General features: G+C 63.0%; 27 protein-coding genes and 1 pseudogene. 20 read left to right on the top strand and 8 right to left on the bottom strand.

What is annotated here, in order from left to right; translation table 11 throughout:
- Positions 1–55: 55 nt before the first annotated feature.
- The gene (dxs, locus tag FJ978_RS23595) at positions 56–1,969 is read left to right on the top strand and encodes a 1-deoxy-D-xylulose-5-phosphate synthase (protein ID WP_013896671.1); all 1,914 of its coding nucleotides are present in this window, start codon (positions 56–58) and stop codon (positions 1,967–1,969) included.
- Positions 1,970–2,117: 148 nt separating this feature from the next.
- Positions 2,118–2,405, top strand: a complete 288-nt coding sequence (locus FJ978_RS23590) for a hypothetical protein (protein ID WP_013896670.1) — start codon at positions 2,118–2,120, stop codon at positions 2,403–2,405.
- Here FJ978_RS23590 and FJ978_RS23585 read toward each other — a convergent pair.
- Positions 2,402–2,530 (bottom strand): annotated as a pseudogene (locus FJ978_RS23585) (GFA family protein); the annotation flags it as partial. The gene FJ978_RS23590 and the pseudogene FJ978_RS23585 sit on opposite strands and share 4 nt — an antisense overlap.
- A 650-nt stretch (positions 2,531–3,180) precedes the next feature.
- Between FJ978_RS23585 and FJ978_RS23580 the strand changes: the two are divergent.
- From FJ978_RS23580 to FJ978_RS23570, 3 genes are all read left to right on the top strand, one after another.
- Positions 3,181–3,945 (top strand): TlyA family RNA methyltransferase, encoded by a 765-nt coding sequence (locus FJ978_RS23580; protein ID WP_013896668.1) that lies wholly within the window; start codon positions 3,181–3,183, stop codon positions 3,943–3,945.
- On the top strand, positions 3,942–5,177 hold the full coding sequence (locus tag FJ978_RS23575; RefSeq protein WP_013896667.1) for a class I SAM-dependent RNA methyltransferase: 1,236 nt from the start codon (positions 3,942–3,944) through the stop codon (positions 5,175–5,177). The genes FJ978_RS23580 and FJ978_RS23575 overlap by 4 nt, the downstream gene beginning before the upstream one ends.
- 169 nt (positions 5,178–5,346) lie before the next feature.
- Positions 5,347–8,052 carry a caspase domain-containing protein gene (locus tag FJ978_RS23570; protein ID WP_013896666.1) on the top strand — a complete coding sequence of 902 codons (2,706 nt, stop codon included), beginning with the start codon at positions 5,347–5,349 and terminating at the stop codon, positions 8,050–8,052.
- 73 nt (positions 8,053–8,125) lie between these two features.
- On the opposite strand, the gene FJ978_RS23565 is transcribed toward FJ978_RS23570, so the two are convergent.
- The 5 genes from FJ978_RS23565 to FJ978_RS23545 form a co-directional block, all read right to left on the bottom strand.
- On the bottom strand, positions 8,126–8,806 hold the full coding sequence (locus FJ978_RS23565; RefSeq protein ID WP_181176727.1) for a transglutaminase-like cysteine peptidase: 681 nt from the start codon (positions 8,804–8,806) through the stop codon (positions 8,126–8,128).
- A gap of 107 nt (positions 8,807–8,913) precedes the next feature.
- The gene (locus FJ978_RS23560; protein WP_013896664.1) at positions 8,914–9,303 is read right to left on the bottom strand and encodes a type II toxin-antitoxin system VapC family toxin; all 390 of its coding nucleotides are present in this window, start codon (positions 9,301–9,303) and stop codon (positions 8,914–8,916) included.
- Entirely contained in the window at positions 9,290–9,565 is a 276-nt protein-coding gene (locus tag FJ978_RS23555; protein ID WP_140574369.1) for an AbrB/MazE/SpoVT family DNA-binding domain-containing protein, read from the bottom strand. The genes FJ978_RS23560 and FJ978_RS23555 overlap by 14 nt, the downstream gene beginning before the upstream one ends.
- A gap of 94 nt (positions 9,566–9,659) precedes the next feature.
- The gene (tldD, locus tag FJ978_RS23550; RefSeq protein WP_140574367.1) at positions 9,660–11,072 is read right to left on the bottom strand and encodes a metalloprotease TldD; all 1,413 of its coding nucleotides are present in this window, start codon (positions 11,070–11,072) and stop codon (positions 9,660–9,662) included.
- Positions 11,073–11,247: 175 nt separating this feature from the next.
- Positions 11,248–11,808: an invasion associated locus B family protein gene (locus tag FJ978_RS23545; RefSeq protein ID WP_140574365.1), complete on the bottom strand. Its 561-nt coding sequence runs from the start codon at positions 11,806–11,808 to the stop codon at positions 11,248–11,250.
- Between the two features lie 259 nt (positions 11,809–12,067).
- Between FJ978_RS23545 and coxB the strand changes: the two genes are divergently transcribed.
- The 15 genes from coxB (at position 12,068) to FJ978_RS23470 (ending at position 23,166) form a co-directional block, all read left to right on the top strand.
- The gene (coxB, locus tag FJ978_RS23540; RefSeq protein ID WP_181180429.1) at positions 12,068–13,099 is read left to right on the top strand and encodes a cytochrome c oxidase subunit II; all 1,032 of its coding nucleotides are present in this window, start codon (positions 12,068–12,070) and stop codon (positions 13,097–13,099) included.
- A gap of 38 nt (positions 13,100–13,137) precedes the next feature.
- Entirely contained in the window at positions 13,138–14,790 is a 1,653-nt protein-coding gene (ctaD, locus tag FJ978_RS23535; RefSeq protein WP_013896659.1) for a cytochrome c oxidase subunit I, read from the top strand.
- A gap of 76 nt (positions 14,791–14,866) precedes the next feature.
- Positions 14,867–15,811 (top strand): heme o synthase, encoded by a 945-nt coding sequence (locus FJ978_RS23530; protein WP_140574361.1) that lies wholly within the window; start codon positions 14,867–14,869, stop codon positions 15,809–15,811.
- The gene (locus tag FJ978_RS23525; protein ID WP_013896657.1) at positions 15,808–15,972 is read left to right on the top strand and encodes a hypothetical protein; all 165 of its coding nucleotides are present in this window, start codon (positions 15,808–15,810) and stop codon (positions 15,970–15,972) included. The genes FJ978_RS23530 and FJ978_RS23525 overlap by 4 nt, the downstream gene beginning before the upstream one ends.
- The gene (locus FJ978_RS23520; RefSeq protein ID WP_140574359.1) at positions 15,972–16,601 is read left to right on the top strand and encodes a cytochrome c oxidase assembly protein; all 630 of its coding nucleotides are present in this window, start codon (positions 15,972–15,974) and stop codon (positions 16,599–16,601) included. The genes FJ978_RS23525 and FJ978_RS23520 overlap by 1 nt, the downstream gene beginning before the upstream one ends.
- A 1-nt stretch (position 16,602) precedes the next feature.
- On the top strand, positions 16,603–17,481 hold the full coding sequence (locus tag FJ978_RS23515; protein WP_013896655.1) for a cytochrome c oxidase subunit 3: 879 nt from the start codon (positions 16,603–16,605) through the stop codon (positions 17,479–17,481).
- Between the two features lie 108 nt (positions 17,482–17,589).
- A complete protein-coding gene (locus FJ978_RS23510) occupies positions 17,590–18,081 on the top strand; it encodes a L,D-transpeptidase family protein (RefSeq protein ID WP_140574357.1) in 492 nt (163 codons plus the stop codon).
- Between the two features lie 20 nt (positions 18,082–18,101).
- Positions 18,102–18,488, top strand: coding sequence for a DUF983 domain-containing protein (locus tag FJ978_RS23505; RefSeq protein ID WP_023764484.1), 387 nt, complete (start codon positions 18,102–18,104; stop codon positions 18,486–18,488).
- Positions 18,485–19,240, top strand: a complete 756-nt coding sequence (locus tag FJ978_RS23500) for an SURF1 family protein (protein ID WP_181176729.1) — start codon at positions 18,485–18,487, stop codon at positions 19,238–19,240. The genes FJ978_RS23505 and FJ978_RS23500 overlap by 4 nt, the downstream gene beginning before the upstream one ends.
- 105 nt (positions 19,241–19,345) lie before the next feature.
- Positions 19,346–20,356: a 4-hydroxy-3-methylbut-2-enyl diphosphate reductase gene (ispH, locus tag FJ978_RS23495; protein WP_140574355.1), complete on the top strand. Its 1,011-nt coding sequence runs from the start codon at positions 19,346–19,348 to the stop codon at positions 20,354–20,356.
- A 5-nt stretch (positions 20,357–20,361) separates the two neighbouring features.
- On the top strand, positions 20,362–21,324 hold the full coding sequence (locus FJ978_RS23490; protein ID WP_140574353.1) for a homoserine kinase: 963 nt from the start codon (positions 20,362–20,364) through the stop codon (positions 21,322–21,324).
- The gene (gene rnhA / locus FJ978_RS23485; protein WP_013896649.1) at positions 21,321–21,851 is read left to right on the top strand and encodes a ribonuclease HI; all 531 of its coding nucleotides are present in this window, start codon (positions 21,321–21,323) and stop codon (positions 21,849–21,851) included. The genes FJ978_RS23490 and rnhA overlap by 4 nt, the downstream gene beginning before the upstream one ends.
- Positions 21,852–21,888: 37 nt before the next feature.
- The gene (locus tag FJ978_RS23480; RefSeq protein WP_140574351.1) at positions 21,889–22,461 is read left to right on the top strand and encodes a histidine phosphatase family protein; all 573 of its coding nucleotides are present in this window, start codon (positions 21,889–21,891) and stop codon (positions 22,459–22,461) included.
- A gap of 123 nt (positions 22,462–22,584) precedes the next feature.
- A complete protein-coding gene (locus FJ978_RS23475; protein WP_013896647.1) occupies positions 22,585–22,866 on the top strand; it encodes a type II toxin-antitoxin system ParD family antitoxin in 282 nt (93 codons plus the stop codon).
- 48 nt (positions 22,867–22,914) lie between these two features.
- Positions 22,915–23,166 carry a type II toxin-antitoxin system RelE/ParE family toxin gene (locus FJ978_RS23470; protein ID WP_140574349.1) on the top strand — a complete coding sequence of 84 codons (252 nt, stop codon included), beginning with the start codon at positions 22,915–22,917 and terminating at the stop codon, positions 23,164–23,166.
- A 4-nt stretch (positions 23,167–23,170) separates the two neighbouring features.
- Here the strand turns inward: FJ978_RS23470 and FJ978_RS23465 are convergent, their stop codons facing one another.
- Together FJ978_RS23465 and FJ978_RS23460 are read right to left on the bottom strand one after the other, a co-directional pair.
- Positions 23,171–23,647 (bottom strand): DUF2938 domain-containing protein, encoded by a 477-nt coding sequence (locus FJ978_RS23465; protein WP_140574347.1) that lies wholly within the window; start codon positions 23,645–23,647, stop codon positions 23,171–23,173.
- A gap of 98 nt (positions 23,648–23,745) precedes the next feature.
- A complete protein-coding gene (locus FJ978_RS23460) occupies positions 23,746–24,228 on the bottom strand; it encodes a peroxiredoxin (protein ID WP_140574345.1) in 483 nt (160 codons plus the stop codon).
- Positions 24,229–24,271: the final 43 nt, after the last annotated feature.

The following is a 24,271-nucleotide window of genomic DNA, read 5'->3' as shown; positions in this document are numbered from 1 at the left end:
TTACTTTCGCCGGCCGGCGGCCTATCCCGCCGTTGAACAGAAAGCCCGAGCACCCGTGAACGCAACGCCGCAGACGCCGCTTCTCGACAAGGTCCGCATTCCGGCGGATCTGCGCGCGCTTGCCGAGAGCGAGCTGCCTCAGCTTGCGTCCGAGCTTCGCCTCGAACTGATCGACGCCGTGTCTCGCACCGGCGGCCACCTTGGCGCCGGCCTTGGCGTGGTCGAACTGACGGTGGCGCTGCACTATGTCTTCGACACGCCGGATGACCGGCTGATCTGGGATGTTGGCCACCAGGCCTATCCGCACAAGATCCTGACCGGCCGCCGCGACCGTATCCGCACACTGCGCCAGGAAGGCGGCCTGTCCGGTTTCACCCGCCGCGCCGAGAGCGAATACGATCCCTTTGGCGCCGCCCATTCCTCGACATCGATATCGGCCGGCCTCGGCATGGCCGCCGCGCGCGACCTCTCTGGCGGCCGCAACAATGTCATCGCCGTCATCGGCGACGGCGCCATGTCGGCCGGCATGGCCTATGAGGCGATGAACAATGCCGGCGCGCTCGATGCCCGTCTCATCGTCATCCTCAACGACAACGACATGTCGATCGCGCCGCCGACCGGCGCCATGAGCGCCTATCTGGCGCGGCTTGCCTCGGGCAAGGCCTATGCCGGCCTGCGCGACTTCGGCAAGAAGCTGACCTCCTACCTGGGTAAGCGCGCCGACCGCGCGATCACACGGGCGGTCGAACATGCGCGCGGCTACGTCACCGGCGGCACGCTGTTCGAGGAGCTCGGCTTCTATCACATCGGCCCGATCGACGGGCACAATCTGGAGCATCTGATCCCGGTCCTGAAGAACGTCCGCGACAATGGCGAAGGCCCGGTGCTGATCCATGTCGTCACCCAGAAGGGCAAGGGCTATGCGCCGGCCGAAGCCGCCGCCGACAAATATCACGGCGTCAACAAGTTCGACGTCATCACCGGCACGCAGGCCAAGGCGCCGGCCAACGCGCCGGCCTACACCAAGGTGTTCGCCGAAAGCCTGATCCAGGAGGCCCGCGAGGACGACCGCATCGTCGCCGTCACCGCCGCCATGCCGGGCGGCACCGGCCTCGACCTGTTCGGCGAGGTGTTCCCGGCCAGGACCTTCGATGTCGGCATTGCCGAGCAGCATGCGGTCACCTTCGCGGCCGGCCTCGCCACCGAAGGCTACAAGCCGTTCGCGGCGATCTATTCGACCTTCCTGCAGCGCGCCTACGACCAGGTCGTCCACGACGTCGCGATCCAGAAATTGCCGGTGCGTTTCCCCATCGACCGCGCCGGCTTCGTCGGCGCCGACGGCGCCACCCATTGCGGCGCTTTCGACACCACCTTCCTGGCAAGCCTGCCGGGTTTCGTCGTGATGGCGGCGGCCGACGAAGCGGAGCTGCGCCATATGGTGCGAACCGCAGCGAGCTATGATGACGGGCCGATCGCCTTCCGCTATCCGCGCGGCAACGGCGTCGGCGTCGACATGCCGGAACGCGGCTCGGTTCTCGAACTTGGCAAGGGCCGCATTATCAGGGAAGGCACCAAGGTCGCCCTGCTGTCCTTCGGTACGCGTTTGCAGGATTGTCTGGTCGCCGCCGAGGAACTCGGCGCAGCCGGGCTTTCCACTACGGTCGCCGATGCTCGCTTCGCCAAGCCGCTCGACCAGGATCTGATCCGGCGGCTCGCCCGCTCGCACGAGGTTCTTGTGACGGTGGAGGAGGGGGCAGTGGGCGGCTTCGCCAGCCACGTGCTGCAGTTCCTCGCCCATGAAGGATTGCTGGAAAGCGGCCTCAAGGTGCGCCCGCTGGTGTTGCCCGACACCTTCACCGACCACGCCAAGCCGGAAAAGATGTATGCCGATGCCGGTCTCGATGCCGACGGCATCGTGCGCACCGTGTTCACCGCGCTGGGGCATACGGCCCACGCCCAGCGCGCCTGACTCGACATATCAAGCGCTTGAATCGGTTTGCCGGCCTGATTTCATAACCCATTGTTAACACTGTCATTTGGCGTTTTGCTTACCGTATCTCTTGGCCGTTTTTCAACGACGCCCTGCTAGATCGATGCCAGGCAGGGAGACAATGGGAATGAAGACGCTTTTGTGTGGCGCGGCGTTTCTGGCCGTCATCGCGGCACCCGCGGCGGCCGAGACAAGCTATGACCGCAATCTCGAAAAGGCAGCAGTGGGCATTGTCGCCGGCAAGATGGGCGATATCAGGGGCGGCTTTTCCTACAAGCAGGTGCCGCAATTGGTGGTCGTGCCGGACCCCGCGCCTGCGCCCCCGGCTGAGCATCCGCGTGAACAGGCTTCAGGGGGGCGGGGCGACGGCCTGTCTCCAGCCGTCGACCGGCAAGTGCCCCGCACCATATTCTAGAACCACATGTCGCGTACGCAGCGGCCGTCCCGCGGCAGATCCTCAAAAGTGTCGAGGCCGTCGAAACGGTCGATCGGCAAGTCGGCGACCGCTTCTGGCGGCGCCAGCCGCGCATTGACTGCGATGGGGCAAGGCCTGATGTTCAGATGGGAGCTGGTGCGCCCGCGGGCTTTCGCGCCCAGCAGATGAATGATTGGGCGACGACTTGCGATCATTGTAATCGGCCTGCTTCTGGTGGCCTGCTATAGTCGACGGCATCATCGAGGTTAACGTGAAAAGTTTTGGCGCACTACTGATTTCTATTAGCGCAATTGTCATAATTATATCTATTATTTATCAATCACTTTTATACATTTTCTACAGGGCGAGGCACGATAAGCTGAAAAAGGCAATTTTCTATGTAAGGGCCTTTTTTCACTCCTATTCATGTTGGGAATGATCATAGATAGGTAATATGCGGAGAAAAAAGTGCGCGCGATAGGGGCAAGAAGTACTGTGACTGGAATTACGGATTTGCGGTGACAGTGCACATTCTCTCTTCGCCGCCTTGTGCTGGCAAGGCAAGTCTCAACCACCTTAAACCACAAGCTCATGCCCATGGTAACCTCAACTCGGTTGTTTCGCTTATGGGGTGCGGTCCCGCGCTGTCATCGTGTTCTTGGGACGCGCCCCTCAAAGTGCAGCAGGTCGCTTGGATTTCGCACGCTGTCCGACGATGTTCTCTGTTCCACCCCAATGTCCTTGCCATCACCGCCGGCTTTCGCCATGAAGGCCAATGAATTCGCCTCTGCCAGCCAGCGCCCGCCAGCGGCTCGACGACCTGCTCGTCCAGCGCGGGCTGTTTGCCAGCCGTTCGCGTGCCCGTGATGCGGTCGAGCGCGGCACGGTAACGGTCGACGGTGTTATCGCGCGCAAGCCCGGTCAGAACGTTTCGCTGCAATGTCTTGTGACCATCGATGATCCGGCGCAAGGCTATGTGTCGCGCGCGGCGTTGAAGTTGCTCGGCGGGCTTGACCATTTCGGCCTCGACCCCGCTGGAAGCGAGGCGCTGGACGTCGGCGCCTCGACCGGCGGCTTCACTCAGGTGCTGCTCGAACGCGGCGCATCCCATGTCACGGCGATCGACGTCGGTCACGGCCAGACGCATCCAGATGTTGCCGGAGATTCGCGCGTCACGGTCGTCGAGGGGCTGAACGCCCGCGATCTCACCATCGCCGATCTTGCCGGCAGGATTCCGGATTTCATCGTCTCCGATGTCAGCTTCATCTCATTGAAACTCGCGCTGCCGCCGGCGCTTGCCATTGCGAAGGCCGGTGCCAGGGCGATCTTTCTGGTCAAGCCGCAATTCGAGGCGGGTCGCGAGGCGATCGGCAAGGGCGGCCTGTTGAAAGATCCCTTCGACGCTGCCCGTGTCGCCGGCCTGCTACAGGATTGGCTCGACGCCGTTCCCGGCTGGCGCTCGCTCGGCCTGCATCTGTCGCCGATCGAAGGTGGCGACGGCAACCGCGAATTCCTGCTCGGTGGGGTCAAGGATAGATGAGCGCGCGCTTCACCATCAAAAAGCTTGGCGCCCAGGGCGACGGCATCGCCGAAACCGAAAGCGGCGATCTGTTCATTCCCTTCACGCTGCCCGGTGAAACCGTCACCGCCGCGCGCGAAAGGGATCGCGCCATGCTGATGGCGGTGCTGGAGGCCTCGCCGCTGCGCATCGATCCCGCCTGCCGCCATTTCACCGAATGCGGCGGCTGCGCCCTCCAGCATTTCCGGGCCGAAGCCTATCGCCAATGGAAACGCGACAAGATGGTCCACGCCCTGAAGGGCATCGATTGCGACATCGGCGAACTGGTCGCCTGCGCGCCGCACACGCGCCGCCGTGTGGTGCTTGCCGCCCGGCGCACCGAGACAGGCATGCTGCTCGGCTTCAATCGCCATCTGTCGCCCGAAATCATCCCCATATCCGAATGTCCGATTTCGCTGCCCGAGATCGTCGCCGCGCTCGACCGGCTTAAGGCGCTCGCGGACTTGATCTGCGCCACCACGAAATCGTTCCGGATGGCGGTGACCGTGACCGGTTCCGGCCTCGACGTCGCCGCGCATGAATCCGGCAAGCTCGGCGAGAACCAGCGCCGCATCGCCTCCAATTTCGTCATGGCGCAAGGCTTTGCCAGACTGTCCATCGATGACGAGATCATCATCGAACCGAGGAAGCCAGTGGTCATGTTCGGCAGCGTCGCGGTCGCCGTGCCGCCCGGCGCCTTCCTGCAGGCGACCGAGGCAGCCGAGCAGACCATGGCCGATATTGTCGGCGCCCATCTGAAGCGTGCCAAGAAGGTCGCCGATCTTTTCGCCGGCTGCGGCAGCTTTGCGCTCAGGCTGGCCGCGAAGTCGGAAGTCCATGCCGTGGAAGGCGATGCGGCGGCCCTTTCTGCGCTCGACCGCGGATCGCGTTTCGCGACCAGTCTGAAGCGGGTGACGGGCGAGCGCCGCGACCTGTTCCGTCGGCCGCTGACATTCAAGGAGCTGAACGCCTTCGACGGCTTGGTGTTCGATCCGCCGCGCGCTGGTGCCGAGGACCAGTCGAAGCAGATCGCCCGCTCGGATGTTGCCTACGTTGCCGCGGTGTCCTGCAACCCGGTGACGCTGGCGCGGGACCTGCGCATCCTCATCGATGGCGGCTACACCCTGAAGAGCGTTACGCCGATCGACCAGTTCCTGTGGTCGCCTCATGTCGAGGCCGTCGCCTTGCTGGAGAAACCGAGGCGACGCCGGTAGTCCGATGTCGCTGGCTCGCGGAAATTTGTGAAGCCTGTGCTCTTTCGACGAAATTGCGCCCCAAAGCCGCCGCGTTGCGTCTCTCTATTTTCGCCCGGTTCGGGAAACATTGCGACCCTTCCGGCGTTGTTAGGCTGAAGGGACGACGGATAGCGGATTGCGGATTGCAATGCGGACGCTTCACAAATTCGTTGGTCTCGTCTTCGTTCTCCTTTTTTTCGCGGTCACCGCCGCCACCGGGGCGGTGGTGCAAGGTGAAAAGCGTCTGGCCTTCGTCATCGGCAATGGCGCCTACAAGGCCGGAGAGCTCGCGACGGCCGCCAATGACGCCGGCCTGATCGCGCAGACATTGCAGGCCGCCGGGTTCGACGTGGTTGGCGCGCGTGACGTGGACCAGGACTCGCTGCGCGGCGCGTTTCGCGATTTCATGGGCAAGGTGTCCGCCGCCGGTCCCGACGCCGTCGTTTTCGTCTATCTCGCAGGCCATGGCGTGCAGTTCGAGGGTGAGAACTACTTCCTGCCGGTCGATGCTCAGATCGCCAATCCAAACGATATCCCGCTTCAGGCGATGCGGATTTCCGATATCACCAGGCCGCTGTCCGGGTTGCCGACCAAGGTCAATATCGTCGTGCTCGACGCGGCGCGGCCAAATCCCTTCCCAAAGTGGAAGGAGCCGCTGGCCGGTGGCCTTGCCTTGGTCGATCCCGATCCGAACATGCTGATAGCGTTCAACGCCGCTCCGGGAACTGTCGCGCCGGAGGGCAAAGCGCCCTACGGAGCCTACGCCAAGGCGCTTGCCGAGATGATGCGCGAAGGCGGCCTGTCGCTACGGGACGTATTCGACCGCACGCGCCTGCGCGTCAGCGAGGTCACGCAAGGCGGGGAACTGCCATGGAGCGCTTCGAAGATCACGGCGCCTTTCGTTTTCTTCGAGCGCAGCGCGGATGCTCCTCCGCCCAAGGTTTCGGCCGCGGAGACCCGGGCGGCGCGAACCAGGCCGATCCGCGATTTCGACGCGCATGACGCCTATGTTGCCGCCCTCGAGCGCGACACGATGCGCGGTTACGACGATTTCCTCGACGCCTATCCGCACGATCCGATGGCCAAGCGCGTGCGCGCCATCATTGCGGCCCGGCGTGAGGCGATCACCTGGCGCGAGACCTGGATGACGGACACGCCTGAAGCCTACTGGTCCTATCTGGAACGCTACGCGCGCGGCCCGCATGCCTGGGACGCGCGCCGCCGGCTGGAGCATTTCGACGCCGAGCTGGAACCGCCGGAGAGCTTCACCGTCATCGTCTACGACGTGGCGCCACCACCGCCCGAGGAAATTATCTATGTCGACCGTCCAGTAATCTTTTTCGACGATTTCGATTTCGCGCCGCCACCGCCGATCACGGTGATCTTCCTGCCGCCGCCGCCGCCGGATTTCGTCGTGCTCGAGCCACCGCCGCCGCCGGTCGACGTCTTCGTCCTGCCGACGCCCTTATTCGTGCCGATACCCGTGTTCATCAACCCGCCGCGCCACATCGTGCCGCCGCCGAACGACATCATCTTCAACAACATCCACAACACGACCGTCATCAACAATATCAACACGACGATCAAAAACGAGACCATCGATCAGGCCGCGCAGCCAAGCGCCGGTGTTCAGGGTGGCCGCACCACGGGCCGGCAGACGACCGGAGGCGCCGTTGGTGCCCGCGCGGATGCGCTGGCGGCCAGGGTCGCGTTGCCGCCGCCGCTGCAGAAGAAGGCGGCCATGTCCAGTCAGATCACCAATCAGCAACTGGGCGACCGGAAACAGGGCAGCCAGAAACAGGCCGGCTTGCCGCTGAAGCCCGGGCAGCGCGTCATTGAGGGCCAGCAGTCCGGCACTGCTATTCCGCAGTCGGATACCCGATCCTCGACCGGCAAGCTTTCGCGCGACCATGCCCTGCCTGGTGCGAACGGCAAAAGGCTGCCGCTCGTCAACGGCAAGCCGGCGCTCGACGGTCGGAACTTGCCTAGTGACCAGAACTTGCCTGGCGACCAGAACCTGCCTGGCGACAAGTCAGGGAAGCGTTTGAGCGGGCGGGGCGCGGCGGGTGGCAACAACAGCCAGCAGGCCACTGGAAACGCCGGCGCCGCCGCTACCGGCCAGGGCAATGAGCAGACCAGAGCCGGCAATGCCCAGGGCAAGAATCGCAAGCTCCGCAAGCTGCCGACCGTCAATGGCATGCCGGACGAGAACCAGCCGAGCGCGCGGGAGAAGTTCCGGAAGAACAATCCGAACGCCTTCTCCGATGAGAGCAGCGGCAGGCCGAAGAAGCTGAGGCGCAAGGACCTGTCCGCCGGCCGCTCTGTTTTCGAATCGGGTGATCAGGGCTCGAGCGCAACCAAAAAGGGCAGGAAATTCCGCAAACTGCCGACCGTCAACGGTATGCCGGCCGAGAACCGGCCGCGCGTTGAGGAGCGGTTCAGGAACAACAATCCGGACGTGTTCTCCGAGCGGAACAACGGCAGGCCGAGGAAGCTGATGCGCAGGGATCTGTCTCCCGGCCAGTCCATCGTCGAACCGGGCGATCAAGGTTTGGCCAACAGGAGCGACAGGGGCAGGAAGTTCCGCAGGCTGCAGAACGAAGAAGGGTCCGCCGGTGGCGAGGTCGACGTCCAGCGCAACTTCAAGGTCAACAGGCCGGACGAGAACGCGCAGCGCCGGTTGATGCAGGAAAGGCCGAACGAGCAGGTGCTGCGGCCGCAAAGACAGGAACCGAGGCCGGAATTCCGAGAGCAGCCGAAACCTCAGATGCAGGAGCAGCGCCTGCCGCAGCCGCAGGAGTCCAAGAAGAAGCTATCTTGCGGGCAAGAGGGCGAGCCGTCCTGCAACCAGTAGGCCGGTCGCAGCGGAAGCATTTCCAGGAAAAGGCGCATAGTTCGGCTGCTCGGTCTGAGAGCCTGGCGACACGTCAGGTTTTCGGAGTGCCGCCGCGCTGGTTGATCGACATCCAGATGTTCGGGTTCTGCTGCGACTGGCGTTTCAGGAAATAATAGCCGGTCGCGTTCCAGGGCCGGATTTCATCGGCCAGGTTGTCCAGGACGAGATCGCCCCTGTCGGTCTTCACCGTCAGGATAGTGTGGCCTTCATTGTTCAGGTCGCGCACCACCGTCATCAGCAGCGCCTGCCGGGGAAATCCCGCTTCCATGAGAAGCTTGCGCTTGTAGAGGGCGTAGATCTTGCAGTCGCCCTTGCCGTCCACCGGATAATCCCAGTGGTCCATCATCGTGCCCCAGTGTTCGTAGTTGCTGACCGGCTTGATGGCGCGGTTCGCCTTTTGGTTTATCCGCTTGAGGATACGCAGGTTCTGCGCGGTCAGCTTGACGCTCGTGGCCGGCAGGGCGGGCACCTTGCATTCTTTCGGCCTGCGATGGCAGAAATCGACCCAGCCGTAGGGAACGCTGGTGCGTCCTCCAACGGCGGCGGAGCGCAGGTCGATCGCGATCGGCTGCGCCTTCGTGGCCGGAACCGACGGCCGCTTGAACAATGTCGACTGCGCCGCGGAGGGGTCGACAGATAGCGATGTCGCACCGATCAACGAAGCAAGGCCCAGAAGGAAGGAAGAGGTCAGGATGCCAGGGGAACGCAGCACTGCCAACACCACCGCAACGAGAAGATTGGCGACGAGTTAATGCGGAAACGCCGGCCAAGGCAATTGAACAATTAATAATTTGCTAACACGATTGTGTTCGGAGCCCGCTATGCCTCTTGCACGCCGCCATGCCCTGCAGCCCGAGCAGACTTGACGAGTTTGCGGTCGAAGGTGGCAAATCCCGAGCAATGCGCCGACTTGCCGAGATGCAGTGCGTCCGCGAAATCCATCCCCGTCTCGGCCAGATCGAGGGCGGATGAGACGGTCATGGCATCCTCCATCTCGATAGTTGGGAGCCCTCCGAACGCCCGCAGAGCCCGCACGACTTCGGCCTGTCCGAAACCATAGGCACTGCGCAGCACCCATTCGACTTCCAGGATCACCGTGATGGTGACAAAGACCGACTGACCGTCGATCAGCTCTCGGGCGCGCGGCGATTGCTGCGGATGGTCGCTCGTCAGGTAACGAACGATGACATTGGTATCAATCGCGAGCATGGCGTCGCCGCGCCTCGGAAAGCACGCCCGCGTCCATTTCTTCCAGCGTCTTCGGTTTGCCGCTGTGGGGCAGGGAACCAAACACGTCTTCTGGGCGCGTCTCGGCAAAAGCTGGCGCAGGCTTCAAAAGGACACCCTCCGGTGTGTCCTCGACCTGCAGGCGCGTTCCGGCACCCCAATCCCTCCGCTTCCGGATTGCACTGGGCAGGATGACTTGTCCCTTGGTCGAGACGGTCGTTGTGAGTTTTTCGGAAGCGGCCATTGTGGCTTACTTTGTAAGACGAAGGTAAGATAGACCGCAGCCGAACCGAATTCAAGCCTGAAAGCCCATCGGGATCGTGAAACGGCGCCCGCCCTCAAACCCGGGTGCCGCCGACCGTCATCTGGTTCATCCTGAGATGCGGCTGGCCGACGCCGACCGGCACGCCTTGTCCGGCCTTGCCGCACATGCCGATGCCATTGTCGAGCTTCATGTCGTTGCCCACCATCGAGACGCGGTGCATGGCGTCGGGCCCGTTGCCGATCAGCATCGCCCCCTTGATCGGCTGCGTCACCTTGCCGTTCTCGATCAGGTAGGCCTCGGTGCAGCCGAACACGAATTTCCCGGACGTGATGTCGACCTGGCCGCCGCCGAACGAGACGGCGTAGATGCCGTTCTTGACCGAGGCGATGATCTCGTCGGGCTCCATGTCGCCCGCGGTCATGTAGGTGTTGGTCATGCGCGGCATCGGCTGGTGCGCGTAGCCTTCGCGCCGGCCGTTGCCGGTTGCCTTCATGCCCATCAGCCGGGCGTTCTGGCGATCCTGCATGTAGCCGACCAGTCTGCCGTCCTCGATCAGCACGTTGCGGGCCGAAGGCGTGCCTTCGTCGTCGACGGTGAGCGAGCCGCGGCGTTCGGGGATCGTGCCGTCATCGACGACGGTGACGCCCTTGGCGGCGACCTGCTGGCCCAACAGGCCGGCGAAGGCCGAGGTCTTCTTGCGGTTGAAGTCGCCTTCAAGGCCATGGCCGACTGCTTCGTGCAGCATGACGCCCGGCCAGCCGCTGGAGAGCACGATGTCGAAGGTGCCGGCCGGGGCGGGGATCGCCTCGAGGTTGACCAGCGCTTGCCTCAGCGCCTCTTTTGCAGCGTGTTTCCAGCTGTCCTCGATCAGGAATTCGCCGAACGCCTTGCGCCCGCCCATGCCGTAGGAGCCGCTCTCCTGGCGGTCGCCATCGCCGACCACGACCGAGACGTTGATGCGAACCAGCGGCCGGATGTCGCGCACCATCTGGCCGTCGGCGCGCACGATCTCGACATGCTGCCAGGAGGCGGCGAGCGAGGCGGTCACCTGGCGCACGCGCGGATCCTCGGCCCGCAGCCAGGCGTCGATTTCCTGCAGCAGCTTTGCCTTGGCCTCGAAGGAAGGCGAGGGGATCGGGTTCTCCTCGCCATAAAGATGGCGGTTGGTGCGGGCGGGTGCGGCGGCAAGCGTGCCGGAATAGCCGCCCTTGACGGTCGAGACGGCATCCGCCGCACGCAGCAGGGAGGCCTCGGATAGGTCGCTCGAATGGGCATAGCCGCTGGCTTCACCCGCGACCGCGCGCAGGCCAAAGCCCTGGTCGGTGTTGAAATTGGCCGTTTTCAGCCGGCCATTGTCGAACATCAGCGCTTCGCTCTCGCTGTATTCGATGAACAGTTCGCCGTCATCGGCGCCGTTGATGGTCTCGGCGACGATCTGCTTGATGCGATCGTCTGAAATGTCGAATTGGCCGATCAGGCTGTTCATGGCGCGTCCATTCGTGGGAAGATTGCTGCTTTCCCCCGATGTAGGCGTGAAGCTGCGCCGAGACAATCGACAATGGAGATCCACGTCGCCGAATGACAGCGTCCGCTCGATGCGGGCGCCGCTTTCTGGTCATGAAAACCGCGTCACACTCACGGTTCTGTGCAAGGGACCGGGATCAGGGCAGCGCGGCAAAACCGTCGGCGAAACCCTTGAGGTCTACCGGGATGCCGATGCCTTCCTCAGGCGTCTGGAAGACAATGAACGTCGCCGAGGTGCCGGTCTTCAGCGTATCGAGCAGCGGCTTTTCGAGGATGACCTCGGCATAGCATCCGTCCTGGAAACAGCGCACGAAATAGGCGCGCCCGATATCCTTGCCGTCGACATTGAGGCCGAGCCCGTTCGGCAAAAGCACGCCAAGCGGCGCCAGCACGCGCAGGATCTCGGCTTTGTTGTCGGCGGTGCGCAACACGACGACCGACAGGCCCATTTCCGGACGATCCTCGGCGACGACGTTTTGCATCATCACGCATTGTTCCGAGGTGGCGCCGGCCGGCGTGTCGCAGATGATCGACCAGGCGCCATGCGTCGAGCGCACCGTGCCGCTCGGCTGGGCGGCATTGGCCTGACCGGTGACGAACAGACCGGCCGCCGACAGGGCAGCGACAAGCATGGCCTTGACCAAGGTGCTCGAAAGCCCCGGTCGCGTATGCCCCAGTCTTGAAAGCCAAGAGTTCATGACGGCTCCATTGCGAATCACGGCACTTTAAGCCGCGCCAATGCCAAGTAAAGGACGAGACCGCACGCGAACTGTCCCGAAACAGGCGATGCAGCGCTTTTCCCCGCCAATTTCGCCTGAATTACGACGCTCCCCGCGTCCTGCCGACATGAAGCGGGTGGCCTGCCGAACATACGCGTTTCGTCGTCGCGGCCGCTGCCCCGGAAGAGCCATGCCAGCCTGCGCGCAAAAATGCCGCACGGTTTCGGCCGCTCCTTTCTTGCGGAGGGAAAAAGAGTATGGTTTGAACCAGCTTGAGACTGTCGGGATTCCCGTCCCGGCATTGTTCGTTATTCTCGTTGGCACCGCCGCGAGGAACTGGGAGACGAAGAGGGCGATGAGAAATTTTCTAGCTAGCGCCAGGTTTCCAGCGAGTGCCAGGTTTCTGAGTGCCAGGTTTCTGAGCACTTGTGCCGCTGCCACGATTTTTGCCGGCACATCCGCCCGGGCCGATCAGCCGGTGGAATGGGAGACGACCTTCCAGGCGCCGGCGACCGACATGATGCGGCAGATCGAATGGTTCGGAAACTACACGATGTGGTTCATCGCCCCGATCACCATTCTGGTGCTGCTCCTCCTCGCCTATTGCATCGTGAAATTCCGCGCGAGTGTGAACCCGGTCCCCTCCAAGACCAGCCACAACACGCTGATCGAAGTGGTATGGACCGTCGGCCCGGTCGTGGTCCTGCTTTGCCTCGCCATTCCCTCGTTCCAGCTCCTGACCGCGCAGTACACCCCGCCGGAAGACGCCAAGCTGACCGTCAAGGCCACTGGCAACCAGTGGAACTGGGATTACGAGTACCAGACCGACAACACGCTCTCCTTCAATTCGGCCATCCTCCAGGATGGCGATCGCGCCAAGGCAGGCAAGGAGGATCGCAAGGTCTATCCGCGTCTGCTCGCCGTCGACAACGAACTGGTGGTGCCGGTCAACACGATGACCCGCGTGCTTGTCACCGCGACCGACGTGATCCACTCCTTCGCCATGCCGTCGTTCGGCATCAAGATCGACGCCATTCCGGGACGCACCAACGAGACCTGGTTCAAGGCGGAGAAGGAAGGCCTTTATTATGGCCAGTGCTCGCAGCTTTGCGGCAAGGACCATGCCTTCATGCCGATCGCCATCCGTGTCGTCTCGGATGCGCAGTTCAAGACCTGGCTGGCGGCAGCCAAGACCGATCTGCCCGGCGCCAACAAGACGCTGATGGCCGAGGTCGACGGCCAGAACAAGGTAGCGGCCGCCGGCAATTGATGCCGCGGGTTAGCAAGATTTAGGGAACGGAGCCGAACATGGCAGACGCTGCAGCTCACGACGGGCACGACCACAAGCCTTATCACGGCTGGGTGCGTTGGGTTTATTCGACCAACCACAAGGACATCGGTACGCTCTACCTGATCTTCGCGATCATGGCTGGCATCATCGGCGGCGCGCTGTCGGTTGCGATCCGCATGGAGCTGCAGGAGCCTGGCATCCAGATCTTCAGCGGGCTGGCGCAGATGGTCTACGGCATGAACGGTGACGCCGCGGTCGACGGCGGCAAGAGCATGTACAATGCCTTTGCCACCGCGCACGCCCTGATCATGATCTTCTTCATGGTCATGCCCGCCCTCATCGGCGGTTTCGCCAACTGGATGGTGCCGATCATGATCGGCGCTCCCGACATGGCGTTCCCGCGCATGAACAACATCTCCTTCTGGCTGCTGCCGCCGGCCTTCATCCTGCTGCTCACCTCGATGTTCGTGCCGAGCGCGCCGGGTGCCTATGGCGTCGGCGGCGGCTGGACGCTTTATCCGCCGCTGTCGACCTCGGGCCAGCCCGGGCCGGCCATGGATCTGGCGATCTTGTCGATCCACATCGCCGGTGCCTCGTCGATCCTCGGCGCCATCAACTTCATCACCACCATCTTCAACATGCGCGCTCCCGGCATGACGTTGCACAAGATGCCGCTGTTTGCGTGGTCAGTGCTTGTCACCGCCTTCCTGCTGCTGTTGTCCCTGCCGGTCCTGGCTGGCGGCATCACCATGCTGCTCACCGACCGCAATTTCGGCACGGCTTTCTTCGCGCCGGACAATGGCGGCGATCCGCTGCTGTTCCAGCACCTGTTCTGGTTCTTCGGTCATCCGGAAGTCTACATTCTGATCCTGCCGGGCTTCGGCATCATCAGCCATATCGTCTCGACCTTCTCGAAGAAGCCGGTGTTCGGCTATCTCGGCATGGCGTACGCCATGGTGGCGATCGGCGCCGTCGGCTTCATCGTCTGGGCCCACCACATGTATACGACCGGCCTGTCGCTCGACACGCAACGCTATTTCGTCTTCGCCACCATGGTCATCGCGGTGCCGACCGGCGTGAAGATCTTCTCCTGGATCGCCACGATGTGGGGCGGTTCGATCTCGTTCAAGACGCCGATGCTGTGGGCGCTGGGCTTCATCTTCCTGTTCACCATCGGTGGCGTCACCGGCGTCCAGCTGGCCAATGCCGGCCTCGACCGCTCGCTGCATGACACCTATTTCGTGATCGCCCACTTCCACTACGTGCTGTCGCTGGGCGCGGTGTTCGCCATCTTCGCCGGCTGGTACTACTGGTTCCCGAAGATGACCGGCTACATGTACTCGCCGGTGATCGCCAACACCCACTTCTGGGTCACGTTCGTCGGCGTCAATCTGATCTTCTTCCCGCAGCATTTCCTTGGCCTCGCCGGCATGCCGCGCCGCACCATCGACTATCCCGATGCGTTTGCCGGCTGGAACTATGTGTCTTCGATCGGGTCCTATATCTCGGCCGTCGGCGTGGTGATCTTCCTCTACGGCGTGTTCGAAGCCTTCCAGAAGAAGCGGATCGCCGGCGCCAATCCGTGGGGCGAGGGTGCAACGACGCTGGAATGGCAGCTGCCTTCGCCGCCGCCTTTCCACCAATGGGAACAGCTGCCGAAGATCAAGTAAGGCGGCTGCCCGCTCGAATACGAAGCCGCCGGTCCGCCGGCGGTTTTGGCCAACGGAATAATGGACTTGAGTACGCATGGCCCTAGTCGACGAAACCAGCATTGACGAAGCCGGCTTCCGCATGTCGGAAGCGACGGCGGGCGATTTCTTCGCCCTGCTGAAGCCGCGCGTCATGTCCCTGGTGGTGTTCACGGCTTTTGTCGGCCTAGTCGCGGCACCTGTGACCATCAACCCGTTGCTGGCGGTGATCGCCATCCTGGCTATTGCCATCGGCGCCGGTGCCTCGGGCGCGCTCAACATGTGGTACGACGCCGACATCGATGCGGTGATGACCAGGACGGCCAGCCGTCCGGTGCCATCCGGCCGCATCCAGCCGCACGAGGCGCTGACCTTCGGGCTGGTGCTGTCGGCGCTGTCGGTGATGACGCTCGGCGTGCTCGCCAACTGGCTGGCGGCGACGCTGCTGGCTTTCACCATCTTCTTCTATGCCGTCGTCTACACGATGTGGCTGAAGCGCTGGACACCGCAGAACATCGTCATCGGTGGCGCGGCCGGTGCGATCCCGCCGGTCATCGGCTGGGCCGCGGTGACCGGGTCGGTCAGCATCGAAAGCATCGTCCTGTTCCTGATCATCTTCCTGTGGACGCCGCCGCATTTCTGGGCCTTGGCGCTGTTCAAGTCCGAGGACTATGAACGCGCCGGCATCCCGATGATGCCGAATGTCGCTGGCCACGCCTCCACCCGCCGTCAGATATTCGCCTATGCGCTGGTGCTTGCGCCGGTTGGTGTGTCGCCGTGGCTGCTCGGCTACACCACGCCGATCTATGGCGTTGCCGCCGCGCTGCTCGGGGCTGGCTTTGTCTGGTATGCGTGGAAGGTGCTCGGCATGGCCGACGACGACCGCGCCATGAAGCCGGCCAAGGCTTTGTTCGCTTATTCGCTTCTCTATCTCTTCGCCATCTTCGCCGCCTATCTGGCCGATAGCGTGGTCGAACGCGCGCTTGCCATGGGTGGGGCATGACCATGATCGAGGAAAAGCTCGAGACGGTCACCTTGACCGAGCGCCAGAAGAAGGCGCGGCGCAGCCGTTCCGTCGCCATTGGCCTGGCGCTGGCGGTGCTGGTCGTCATTTTCTATATCGCGACGATCATCAAGTTCGGCCACAATTTGGGCACGATGTGATGAGCGCCGGGACATCCAGGAAGCCGGCCGGCAGGAACAGCAACCGCATCGTTGCGGCTGTCTGCCTCGCCTTCTTCACCGGCATGATCGGCATGGCCTATGCCGCCGTGCCGCTCTACAAGATGTTCTGCCAGGCGACAGGCTATGGCGGCACGACGCAACGTGTCGAAAAGCAGTATGCCGGCCGCGTGCTTGACCGTGAAATTACCGTCCGCTTCGACGCCAACATCGCGGGCGTGCCATGGGAATTCCAGCCGGTCCAGCGCTCGATGACGATGAAGATCGGCGAGACGGTGCAGGCGCATTACCAGGCGACCAACAAGTTCGACCGTCCCGTTACCGGTCGCGCCACCTTCAACGTGCAGCCGGAACTGGCTGGCCCGTACTTCAACAAGGTCGAGTGTTTCTGCTTCACCGATACGACGCTGAAGCCCGGCGAGACGCTGGACATGCCGGTCGTCTTCTATGTGGACCCCGACATTGTGAACGTACCGGAACTGAAGGACATGAAGACGATCACTCTGTCCTATACGATGTTCCCGATCGAGAAGAACAAGCCGGTCGCCTCCTCGGAGCCGGCAAAGGACAGTAGCAAGACAATTTCAAATACCGAAAATCTCGGGGGTTGATATGGCAGACGCGCACGCACAACATCACGACTATCATCTCGTCGATCCGAGCCCGTGGCCCTTCCTGGGATCGGTAGGGGCGCTCGTCACCGCTTTCGGCGGTGTTTGCCTCATGGAATATTTGAAGGGCGGCTCCTTCCCGATCTTCGGCTTCAACATTGCCAATCCGTGGCTGTTCTTCATCGGCATCGCGATCGTCCTCTACACCATGTTTGCCTGGTGGTCGGACACCATCAAGGAAGCGCATGAGGGCCACCACACGCGGGTCGTGTCGCTGCACCTGCGCTACGGCATGATCATGTTCATCGCCTCGGAGGTGATGTTCTTCGTTGCCTGGTTCTGGGCCTATTTCGACGCCAGCCTTTTTGCCGGCGAGGCACAGAACTACGCGCGCCACGCATTTACCGGTGGCGTTTGGCCGCCGAAGGGCATGGAGGTTCTCGATCCCTTCCACCTGCCGCTCTACAACACCGTCATCCTGCTTCTGTCGGGCACCACGGTCACCTGGGCGCACCATTCGCTCATCCATGGCGATCGCAAGGGGCTGATCAACGGCCTGGTGCTGACCGTCGGCCTCGGCATGCTCTTCACCATGGTCCAGGCCTACGAGTACATGCACGCTCCGTTCGGCTTCAAAGATTCCATCTACGGCGCCACCTTCTTCATGGCGACCGGCTTCCATGGCTTCCATGTCATCATCGGCACCATCTTCCTGCTGGTCTGCCTGATCCGTGCGATGAAGGGCGACTTCACCCCCAAGCAGCATTTCGGCTTCGAGGCAGCCGCCTGGTACTGGCACTTCGTCGACGTGGTCTGGCTGTTCCTGTTCGCCTCGATCTATGTCTGGGGATCGGTCGGCGCGGTCATCGAAGGCCACTGACCCAGTCTTTAGCATTTCGATTTCGGGAAGGCGGCCGCGGCGACGCGGCCGCCTTCTTCTTTTCGGCGCCTTCTTGTTTTCGGCGCAATGATCGCCGATCGATTGCCGATGCGGCGGACGGTTTCCTGGGCGATTTGCGCATTCATCCTCCTGGCATTCCCGGCCCCTGCCGCCGAGAAGGTCGATCTGGTGCGTGTCCACAAGGCGGAACGGCGGCTTGAACTGATCGGCGACGGCAAGGTGGTGCGCAGCTACGGCATCGCGCTCGGTGGCGCTCCGGTCGGCCACAAGCACCAGGAGGGCGATCAGCGCACGCCCGAGGGGCGCTATATCCTCGACTGGCGCAACCCGAACAGCATCGCCTACAAGTCGATCCACGTCTCCTATCCCAATGCCGACGATCTGGCGGCGGCGAAGGCGCGCAATGTCGACGCCGGTGGCATGATCATGATCCACGGCCAGCCAAACGGTTTCGGCTGGTGGGGCTGGCTGCTTCAATTGGTCGACTGGACCGACGGCTGCATTGCCGTTACGGACTCGGACATGAACGAAATCTGGGCAATGGTGGCCGATGGGACACCCATCGAGATCGGGCAATAGGCATGAGTGACGGGCCATCCATGACTGAAGACAAGGCGATCTGGCCTCCCATCGAGCCGATTTCGGCCGGCCTGCATGGCCGCTGCCCGCGCTGCGGCGAGGGGCGGCTGTTTTCCGGCTTCCTCACCGTCGGCAAGCGCTGCGTCAATTGCGGCCTCGATTATTCCTTCGCCGATGCCGGCGACGGGCCGGCGGTCTTCGTCATCCTGATCATCGGCTTCATCATTGTCGGCCTGGCGCTCTGGGTCGAAGTGACGCTGAGCCCGCCGCTCTGGCTGCACCTGCTGGTCTGGATTCCGATGGCCCTGGTGCTTTGCCTGACCGCGCTGCGGCTGATCAAGGGCGTGCTGCTGACGCTGCAATACGCCAACAAGGCGTCCGAGGGCCGGCTGGATCGCGGCGAATGAACGAGACCTCCGTCAAAGGCAGCGGCCGCTCGCGGCCACGATCTCTATTGCTGCTCGGCCTTGGCCTTGTGCTGCTGTTGATCCTGCTGGCGCTCGGCACCTGGCAGGTTCAGCGCCTGCACTGGAAGGAAGGTCTTCTGCAGACCATCGACCAGCGCACCCATGCGGCGCCACGGCCGCTGGCCGAGGTGGAAAAGGAATTCGCCTCCACCGGGGATGTCGACTACACGCCGGTCACCGTCAGCGGAACCTTCCTGCACTCGGGCGAGCGGCATTTCTATGCAACCTGGGAAGGCGAGGCCGGCTTCAACGTCTACACGCCGCTGGCGCTGGACGATGGCCGCTTTGTCCTGATCAATCGCGGCTTCGTCCCCTATGACCTCAAGGATGCCGCCAAGCGCGCCAAGGGACAGGTGACTGGCAAGGTCACGGTCACCGGGCTTGCCCGCAATCCGCTGCCGGCAAAGCCGTCGATGATGCTTCCCGACAACGACGTGGCGAAGAACATCTTCTATTGGAAGGACCGCGACGTGATGGCGGCGAGCGCCGGCCTGCCCGCGGGGTACACACTGGTGCCGATCTTCATCGATGCCGACAAGACGCCGAATCCGGGCGGCCTGCCGGTCGGAGGCGTCACCATCATCGACCTTCCGAACAGCCATCTGCAATATGCTGTCACCTGGTATGGGCTTGCCGCGGCACTGGCCGCCGTGCTCGTCCTGCGGCTTCGCCGTCCCGCGAAAGAGGATTGAAGGTGACCAAAGCCCCCTTCTACCAATATCGCCCTTTCTACCATTGCCCTTGACAGGGCAGGGGTAGGCACCTCATTTCGGCGCTGACGAACCGGCCAGGATTTAATGCTTCAGACAACCACCAAGCCTCCGCTGACGATCCGGCTCTGCCAGCCGCGCGGCTTTTGCGCCGGCGTCGACCGTGCCATCCAGATCGTCGTGCTGGCGCTGAAGAAATATGGCGCGCCGGTCTATGTCCGCCACGAGATCGTGCACAACCGTTATGTCGTCGAGGGACTGCAAAGCCTTGGCGCAGTTTTTATCGAGGAGCTTTCCGAGATTCCGGCCGAACACCGGCAGTCGCCGGTCGTCTTCTCCGCGCATGGCGTGCCGAAGTCGGTGCCGGCGGATGCCAAGGCGCGCAACCTGTTCTATCTCGACGCCACCTGTCCGCTGGTCTCCAAGGTCCACAAGCAGGCGATGCGCCATCAGCGGCTCGGCCGGCATGTCCTCTTGATCGGGCATGCCGGGCATCCCGAGGTGATCGGCACCATGGGGCAACTGCCGGAGGGTGCCGTGACGCTGGTCGAGACCGAGGCCGATGCCGCCAGGCTTGCGCCCGCCGACCCCAAGGCGCTTGGCTTCGTCACCCAGACCACCCTGTCGGTCGAGGATACTGCCGGTATCATCCGGGCGCTGCAGGAGCGCTTTCCCGACCTGCAGGCGCCGGCGGCGGAATCGATCTGCTATGCCACCACCAACCGCCAGGAAGCGGTCAAGGATACCGCGCCGGGTGCTGACCTCTATTTGATCGTCGGCGCCCCCAATTCCTCCAATTCGCGCCGCCTTGTCGAAGTGGCGGAGCGTGCCGGCGCCACGATGTCGCTTCTCGTGCAGCGCGCCGCCGAGATTCCATGGAATGACATCGGCAACATCTCGACGCTTGGCCTGTCCGCTGGGGCGTCGGCACCGGAGATCATCGTCGACGAAATCATCGACGCGTTCCGCCAGCGCTTCGATGTGACCATCGACCTGGCCATCACGGCCACCGAAACGGAGGATTTCCCGGTCATGCGGGTATTGCGCGATGTCGAATTGACGCCGGCCGACATGGCCTTCGTCAACGGGGCTGCGTAAGATACATGGCTGTCTATACCGATGTTGCGGAAGGCGAACTCGGCGCTTTCCTGAAGCACTACCCGGTCGGCGATCTCCTGTCCTACAAGGGCATCGCGGAAGGCACCGAGAATTCGAACTTCCTGCTGCACACGTCCAGCGGCTCCTACATCCTGACGCTTTACGAAAAGCGCGTCGAGAAGGCGGATCTGCCGTTTTTCCTCGGCCTGATGAGGCATCTCGCCAACAAGGGCGTGTCCTGCCCGCTGCCGGTGACCGCGCATGACGGGAGCGTCATCGGTACGCTGGCCGGCCGGCCTGCGGTCATCATCACCTTCCTCGAAGGGCTTTCGCTGCGGCGTCCGGCGGCAACGCATTGCGCCGAGGTCGGCAAGGCGCTGGCGGCCCTCCATTTGGCCGGTGCCGATTTTTCGATGACCCGCCCCAACGCGCTCGCGATCGACGGTTGGCGCAAGCTGTGGGACGCGTCCCGCGCCCGCGCCGACGAGGTCGAGCCGGGCCTAGCGGCCGAGGTCGACGCCGACTTCGCCGATTTCGAGCGCAACTGGCCGAAGGACCTACCCCAAGGCATCATCCACGCCGATCTGTTCCCGGACAATGTGTTCTTCCTCGGCGAGAAGCTCTCCGGCCTGATCGACTTCTATTTCGCTTGCGACGACCTCTACGCCTACGACGTTGCCACCTGCCTCAACGCCTGGTGCTTCGAGAAGGACTTTTCCTTCAACCTCACCAAGGGCAAGGCACTGCTCGAGGGCTATCAGAGCGTGCGCCCCCTGAGCGACCGGGAAAAGGCGGCGCTGCCGATGCTGGCGCGCGGTTCTGCGCTGCGTTTCATGTTGACCCGGCTCTACGACTGGCTCACCGTTCCCGATGGCGGCCTGGTCATGAAACGCGACCCGACCGAATACATCAGACGGATGCGGTTCCATCGGGCGATCAAATCTGCTTCGGAATATGGGCTGGCATGAGCAAGAACGTTGAAATCTTCACCGACGGCGCCTGTTCGGGCAATCCGGGTCCCGGCGGCTGGGGCGCGATCCTGCGCTTCAACGGCGCCACCAAGGAGCTTTCCGGCGGCGAGGCGGAGACGACCAACAACCGCATGGAGTTGCTGGCGGCCATCTCGGCGCTGAATGCGCTGAAGGAACCCTGCACGGTCGAGCTTCATACCGACAGCAAATATGTCATGGACGGCATTTCCAAATGGATCCATGGCTGGAAGAAGAACGGCTGGAAGACCGCCGACAAGAAGCCGGTCAAGAACGGTGAACTCTGGCAGGCGCTGGACGAGGCCAACCGTCGCCATAAGGTCACCTGGAACTGGGTCAAGGGCCATGACGGCCATGTCGAGAACGAACGCGCCGACGAATTGGCGCGGCAAGGCATGGCGCCGTTCAAGAAAGGCCCGTTCAAACCTGCAGCGCCGGCGAAGCCCTCAGCGCCGGCAAAGCAGCCGGCGGCAACCAAGGCGCGGCGCTCCACCCAGAGTTACTGAACGCCGGGCGATCCGCTCGCGGGCAGGAGCTTTTACCGTGTCGACCTTGGTCTACATCACGCATCCCCAGGTTCAGGTCGATGCCAGTGTTCCGGTGCCGGAATGGAGCCTGTCCGACATCGGGCGAGCGCGAGCCATTGCCATGCTCGATCAGCCATGGGTCGGGCCGATCCGGCGTGTCGTCTCGTCGGCTGAGCGCAAGGCGGTGGAAACCGCCGAGATCCTGGCAAGGCATCTGCGCCTTTCAGTCGAGGTGAGGCAGCCGATGCATGAGAACGACCGGTCGGCGACAGGTTTCCTGCCGCCGCCGGAGTTCGAAGCGGTCGCGGACCAGTTCTTCGCCAACCCACACCGCAGCATTCGCGGATGGGAACGGGCCATCGATGCCCAGCATCGCATCGTGAGCGAGGTCGACGCCGTGCTGGCCACCAGGCAGGCCGGCGATATTGCCGTCGTCGGCCATGGCGGCGTCGGCACGCTCCTGCTGCTGTCTCTCAGCGGACAGTCGATCAGCCGCGAAGCGGACCAGCCACCGGGCGGCGGCAACTATTTCGCTTACGATATCGGCGCGCGCCAAGTCATCCACGGATGGCGGCCGATCGACAGATAGTCTTGACCCGCACCCGTTCAGCCGGCGTAAGCATATGGTCGGCAAGCTCTCTTGGTGGCGTTGGAGTTGCTCAAGGGTGTGGATAGGAGTAATATTTCCTACCATCGAGCAATAGGAAGCAACATGGCAAACGTGGAAAAAATGAGCGTGGCCGTGACCCCGCAACAGGCCGCAGTGATGCGAGAGGCGGTGGAAGCGGGCGAGTATGCCACCGCAAGCGAGATTGTGCGCGAAGCGGTGCGGGATTGGCTGGCCAAGCGCGAACTGCGGCATGACGATATCCGCCGGCTGAGGCAGCTCTGGGATGAAGGCAAAGCAAGCGGGAGACCGGAGCCCGTGGATTTCGACGCGTTGCGAAAGGAAGCTCGGCAAAAGCTGACGGAAGTCCCGCCGAATGGCCGTTAGGCTTGTCTGTCACCCACAGCCAAGGCGGATCTCATCGACATCTACGTGATGATAGGCAGCGAAAACATACGGGCGGCCGACCGCTACTACGATCAGTTGGAAGCGAGGGCCTTACAGGTGGCAGACCAGCCGCGCATGGGTGTCAGGCGACTGGATATCAGGCCTTCCGCACGAATGCTGGTGGAGTCGCCGTTTGTACTGCTCTACGAAACGGTACCGGACACCGACGATGGCCCTGTTGAGTGGGTTGAAATCGTTCGTGTGGTGGATGGGCGGCGGGATCTGAACCGTCTGTTCTAGTTCTCTAGCGGATCAGCAGCGCAGTGCCCCAAAGCCCAATCGCGAACACGATGTGCGACACCAGGTTGAGTGCCCGGATCTGCATCGGGTTGGGCCGCTTCGACGCCGCCCATCCGGCACCCATCCCAGGCGCCAGCAGGAACCAGCCGGCGCCGACGGTGACGATGCCCAGGATGAAAGCCGGCAGGAAGGTCGGCGCCGCAAGCCAGGCGGCTCCTGCCACCACGACCAGGATGATGCCGTAGACGATGCCGACGAAATAATGAAACGCCCAGCCCAGCGCCACTTCATTCGCGTAGGGCGCGGCATCGCCGATATCGTCATGGAAGACCTTGTCGCGCAAGTGCCAGACCCAGCGGCCGACAGGCCCCCAATTCGGCCGCGGCTGGCCGAATGCGGTGTGGAGGAAGAAGGCCCAGATATCCATCAGCACCGTGGCGCCGATGCCGATCGCGACAGCGCGCCAGAAGACGTCAAACATCGTTGGAATCCCCCCGAATTGTCACTTCTGGACCACAAACTCGATCGTCGGGCGAGAGCGGTCGCTGTGGCCTCGCCCGCCCGCCGCCATCGTTGAGCTCAGAGCTGTCCGAGAATATGAGCCGCACCGGACTCGTCGACGCCGGGCTTGGTCTCGACATTGATCGCTGTGACCTTGCCGTCGTCGATGATCATCGAAAACCGCTTAGAACGCAGGCCCATGCCGCCTGCGGAAAGGTCGTTATCGAGGCCGACCGCCTTGGCGAAATCGCCATTGCCGTCGGCAAGGAACAGGATCTTGCCCTCGCCGCCGGTGAAGCGCGCCCAGGCGCCCATGACGTGGACGTCGTTGACCGAGACGACGGCGATGGTGTCGACGCCGCGCGCCAGGATGGCGTCGTGGTTCTCGATATAGCCGGGCAGGTGGTTGTTGCTGCAGGTCGGCGTGAAGGCGCCGGGAACACCGAACAGCACGACCTTCTTGCCGGAGAAAATCTCGGCTGACGTGATCGCCTTGGCGCCGTCGGCGGTCATCGTCTTGAAGGTCGCCTCAGGCAGCTTGTCGCCAACGGAAATGGTCATGAGTTCCTCGCTTGGGAATGGGAAGGATGCGTGCCTGCGTAGC

The sequence above is a fragment of the Mesorhizobium sp. B1-1-7 genome (genome assembly GCF_006442705.1).
GTDB classification, from domain to species: Bacteria; Pseudomonadota; Alphaproteobacteria; order Rhizobiales; family Rhizobiaceae; genus Mesorhizobium; species Mesorhizobium opportunistum.
The sequence above is the reverse complement of the archived record's forward strand: the minus strand, read 5'-3'. Positions and strand labels throughout refer to the sequence as shown.